The following is a 4,832-nucleotide window of genomic DNA, read 5'->3' as shown; positions in this document are numbered from 1 at the left end:
GGGGGCAGTGCGTCTTGAAGGCAGGAAATCGGTCACAAAGTGACCGATTCTCGCGCCATCCAGCATGAAGAGCTGGCCTGCTCACCCGCCAGGCCAAACTCGCGACACTGGTGCAATATTCAGGATAGCCCATATCCCAGCGACCGGTGCCACCGATGGCCTCGATGGACATGCGGTCGCGTAACTGATCGGGGGGCAGGATCTCGCCCTCCACCTTGATACCGGTCTGGCGTTCGTATTCCGGGGCGAAGTAGTCGACCACGGCATCGGCTTCCTCGCCGGGGTGCAGGGCCCAGCGGATGGTGACGTCGTCCTGGGCCAGGGCAGCGAGACTGGTGGTGGCCATGGCCAGGCCCAGCCCCGTGGCACAGAGTCGGTGTGTTGTTGTCATCTTGCGATCTCCTGGTCAATTGTTGTAGTGCAGCAAATCCGGTCGCAGCCTAGAGCGAAAGACACTCCGCGCAAGGTATGCAGATCACAGCGCTCAGGATAGCGTCACAGGCGAGAGTTGCGGATCGCCTGGGAACAACACAGTGGATTTGCAGAATCGTGTCAGCAAGCGTTATTAATAGGCTATGGTGAAGGACAGCCAGAGCGATCGAAGGGGTGGTAGCCACGCAACGAAATGGCACGAGAAAAACCTGAAAAACACAACCACAACAGCAAGATAATACAGAATCACACATCGCCAGGCAGGTCTTTCTCCACCTTGTCATGCGGGATTGGAAAGGGATGGCGGCGATTTATCTACGACTAATGTCTAACAAGAAAGCGCCCAATCCCTCTCGGTACACGACAGACTCCATCAATACAGACCAAAGTAGGGTATAACAATCATGGCTAACATCACGCTCAACAACATCCAGAAACGCTTCGGTGATGAAGAAGTCATCCATGGCGTCGACTTCGAGATCAAGGACGGCGAATTCGTCATCTTGGTTGGCCCTTCGGGCTGCGGCAAGTCGACCCTGCTTCGCATGATCGCCGGCCTTGAGTCGATCAGCGGCGGCGAGGTTTTGATTGGCAACAAGGTGGTCAATGACATGCCGCCCAAGGCCCGAGATATCGCCATGGTCTTCCAGAGCTATGCGCTCTATCCGCACATGACGGTCGCCGAGAACATGGGCTTCTCGCTCAAACTGTCGAAGGTCGACAAGGCCAGTATCGAGGAAAAGGTCAAGGCTGCGGCGGATATCCTCAACCTCGGCCCCCTGCTCAAGCGCTACCCGCGTGAGCTCTCCGGCGGCCAGCGCCAGCGGGTGGCCATGGGTCGCGCCATCGTGCGTGATCCCCAGGTCTTCCTGTTCGACGAACCCCTCTCCAATCTCGATGCCAAGCTGCGCGTCTCCATGCGCACTGAGATCAAGGAACTCCACCAGCGCCTAAAGACCACCACCGTCTACGTCACCCATGACCAGATCGAGGCCATGACCATGGCCGACCGCATCGTCGTGCTACACGAGGGATACGTCCAGCAGATGGGGACCCCACTGGAGCTCTATGACAGCCCCGCCAACCTCTTCGTGGCCAGCTTCATGGGCAGCCCGGGGATGAACCTGATCCATGGCAGGCCACGAGAGGATGGCCGCTTCGAGGTCCGGGGCGGCGGGCACCTGCCCATGGGCGAGTTGGAGACCGGCAAGCGCCCGAGCGACACCATCTACGGTATTCGCCCCGAGGACATAACCCTGACCGACGAGGGCGTCCCGGTGGAGGTGATCTCGGTGGAACCCACCGGAGCCGAGATCCATGTCGTGGCGAGGCTCGGTGACCAGCACATCACCGTGGTCTTCCGCGAACGCCACGACGTGCACCCTGGCGAGACCATCCACCTGGCGCTGGATCTCGACAAGGTCCATCTCTTCGACGCCGGCAGCGGCGAGCGGATCGCCTGGCATCCCACCACCCGGGCCGCCTGAGCATGACCGACGTCAGAACATTTCTCGGCCTGGACATCGGCACCAGTGCGCTCAAGGGCGTACTGGTGGACCATGAGCAGCGACTGCTGGCCACAGCCAGCGCGGACTACCCCATCTCGCATCCTGGGCCGGGCCGGGCGGAACAATCGCCGACCCTGTGGTGGCAGGCCCTGGAAACCGTGATGGCCGAGCTGCGCCGCCTTTGCCCCGAGGCCCTCGCCCGGCTCGCCGGCATCGGCCTCTCGGGACAGATGCACGGCCTGGTGCTTCAGGAGGCGAGCGGGGAATCCCCGCGACCGGCGATCCTCTGGAACGATGGTCGCGCCGACCGCGAGAGCCGCGAGCTCAACCAGCAACTCCCCTGGCTCGGCGAGCGAACCGGCATCGGTGCCATGCCCTCCTTCTGGCCGGCCAAGCTACGCTGGCTGGCGCGACACGACCCCGCCGCGCTGGATGAGGCCACCCACCTGCTGCTGCCCAAGGACCAGCTGCGCTGGCGAATGAGCGGCGAGCGATTCACCGACCGCTGCGATGCCTCGGGCACCCAGCTGCTGGATCAGGCCAAGCGTGACTGGTGCGATGACCTGCTGGCCGAGCTCGGCATCGGCCGCGAGCACCTGCCTCGACTCGTCGAGGGCAGCGAGGCGGGGGGCATCCTGGCGTCCACCCTGGCCTCGCGCTGGGGCTTGCCCGAAGGGGTGATCATCGCTGGCGGGTCAGGGGATGTGGCGGCCGGCGCGGTAGGCATCGGCGCCATCGACGAGGGCGACGCCTTCCTGACCCTGGGCACCTCCAGCCAGGTGTTCGTCAGCACCGAGGGCTACCGGCCTCGTCCGGATCAGTGCCTACATGCCTTTTCCCACGCCCTGCCCGAACGCTGGTTCCAGATGGCCGCCATGCTCACCGGCGCCTCGGCACTGGACTGGGCGGCGAAATTGACGGGCCTATCCATCGAGCAGGCCCTGGGCCTGGCCGAGCGGGAACCCATTGGGCCGGCCGGGGTGATTTTCCTGCCCTACCTGAATGGCGAACGCACCCCCCACGACGACCCCCAGGCCCGCGGGGTGCTCTTCGGCCTCACCCCGGCCAGTGGACAGGGCGAGGTGATCAGGGCGGTGCTTGAGGGAATCGGTTACAGCCTGCGAGAAGCGCGCGAGGTCATCGAGGGCGCCGGTACGCCCATTGAGCGACTCGCGGTCATCGGTGGCGGCACGCGAAGCCGCTACTGGCTGAAGCTTCTGGCCAGCATCATCGACCGCCCCCTGGTGCGCTATCGCGACAGCGAGAGCGGCCCGGCTTTCGGTGCGGCGCGCCTGGCCAGGCTGGCGGTCACCGGCGAGCCGATGGCCGCGGTCTGCCAACGGCCACCCATCGATGAGATCTTCGAGTCCGACCCGGCGCTAGCCGAGCGCTACGCTGATGCCTACCCACGTTACCAGGCGCTCTATCGGTCACTCGCCCCGCTGTTCGCGGAGTCCGCAAGCGCAGTGCCGGCCAGCGAGTCGGTTTCTGCGCCTCTCACGGCGAAGTAAGACGTTGTATACAGCGACCTGCCGCCTGGTTAGCACCGAAAGACGAGGACCGGAGGCGCCCTTCGCCATGGCTCGGCCTCATAGGTCGGAGGATTTCCCCCAGAGGTTGATGCCGGCGTCGAAGACCGAGTGGCTATCGATCTCGGCGAGTTCCTCGGCACAGAACGCCAGGTTATCAAGGGCGGCCACGTTGTCCTCCAGCTGCTCGACCCGGCTCGCGCCGAGCAGTACCGAGGTGACCCGTGAATCGCGGAGCAACCAGGCCAGTGCCATCTGTGCCAGGCTCTGCCCGCGACGCCGGGCAATGGCATTGAGCGCCCTCGCCCGGGCCAGGTTGTCGTCACTCAGGTGTTCCGGGCGCAGGGAACCGCCACCGGGCTGGTTGATGCGCGCCGACTCCGGCACTCCCTCCAGGTACTTGTCAGTGAGCAGCCCCTGGGCCAGCGGGGTAAAGGCGATGCAGCCCATGCCCTCGGCCTGCAGGGTGTCGAGGAGCTTCTCCTCCACCCAGCGGTTGAAGAGATTGTAGGAGGGCTGGTGGATCAGGCAGGGCACGCCGCGCTCGCGCAGCAGGCCGACGATCTCCCGGGTCCGTGGCGCCGAGTAGGAAGAGATCCCCACGTAGAGTGCCTTGCCCTGCTCCACCGCGCTGACCAGGGCGCCGGCGGTTTCCTCGGGCGGAGTGTCCGGATCCACGCAGTGAGAGTAGAAGATGTCCACATACTCGAGCCCCATCCGCGAGAGGCTCTGGTCGAGGCTGGCCAGCAGCGACTTGCGTGAGCCTCCCTGGCCATGGGGGCCCGGCCACATGGGGTACCCCGCCTTGGTGGAGATGATCAGCTCATCGCGGTAGGGCAGGAAGTCTTCCCGCATCAGGCGACCGAAATTGCGCTCGGCACTGCCCGGCGGCGGGCCATAGTTGTTCGCCAGATCGAAGTGGATGATGCCCAGGTCGAAGGAGCGGCGCAGCAGTTTGCGTTGGTTGTCGAGGGCATCCACATCGCCGAAGTTGTGCCATAGCCCTAGCGAAAGCGCGGGGAGCAGCAGGCCACTGCGCCCACAGCGGCGATAGTGCATGGCCTCGTAGCGCGAGGCATCGGCCTGGTAAGGCATTGCATCACTCCTTTTGGGTCTTCTTCTTGCCGCCGCGCGGCTTGGCGGCCCCGGTATCCTCACCTTGCGAACGGGCCGGCGTAAAGTGTCCGCGCACCAGCGCCAGCAGCCCCTGGGTGGAGGCATCGAAGTCCTGGCTATGGGCGTCGATGCGCTCGCTGATCTCGCCGGCGATGCGCTTGCCCAGCTGTACCCCCCACTGGTCGAAGGAGTTGATGTTCCAGATCACCCCCTGGACGAACACCTTGTGCTCGTAGAGCGCGATCAG

At 64.5% G+C, this 4,832-nt stretch carries 4 protein-coding genes and 1 pseudogene; 2 read left to right on the top strand and 3 right to left on the bottom strand.

All coding sequences use genetic code 11. The features are described 5' to 3' along the window. Positions 1-391: hypothetical protein (locus tag SCI24_RS20940; protein ID WP_318727212.1), on the bottom strand; the 391-nt coding region annotated here is incomplete at its 3' end. A gap of 445 nt (positions 392-836) precedes the next feature. Here SCI24_RS20940 and SCI24_RS20935 point away from each other — a divergent pair. Together SCI24_RS20935 and xylB are read left to right on the top strand one after the other, a co-directional pair. Next, positions 837-1,919 (top strand): sn-glycerol-3-phosphate ABC transporter ATP-binding protein UgpC, encoded by a 1,083-nt coding sequence (locus SCI24_RS20935; RefSeq protein ID WP_318727211.1) that lies wholly within the window; start codon positions 837-839, stop codon positions 1,917-1,919. Between the two features lie 2 nt (positions 1,920-1,921). Continuing rightward, positions 1,922-3,451, top strand: a complete 1,530-nt coding sequence (gene xylB, locus SCI24_RS20930) for a xylulokinase (protein WP_318727210.1) — start codon at positions 1,922-1,924, stop codon at positions 3,449-3,451. A gap of 78 nt (positions 3,452-3,529) precedes the next feature. Here xylB and mgrA read toward each other — a convergent pair whose 3' ends face one another. Together mgrA and pgi are read right to left on the bottom strand one after the other, a co-directional pair. Further along, a complete protein-coding gene (mgrA, locus tag SCI24_RS20925) occupies positions 3,530-4,564 on the bottom strand; it encodes an L-glyceraldehyde 3-phosphate reductase (protein WP_318727209.1) in 1,035 nt (344 codons plus the stop codon). 4 nt (positions 4,565-4,568) lie between these two features. Further along, a pseudogene (pgi, locus tag SCI24_RS20920) lies at positions 4,569-4,832 on the bottom strand (glucose-6-phosphate isomerase); the annotation flags it as partial.

The sequence above is a fragment of the Halomonas sp. genome (assembly GCF_033549285.1).
GTDB lineage: Bacteria > Pseudomonadota > Gammaproteobacteria > Pseudomonadales > Halomonadaceae > Halomonas.
Note: the sequence above shows the minus strand (reverse complement) of the source record. Positions and strands in the feature narration are given on the sequence as shown.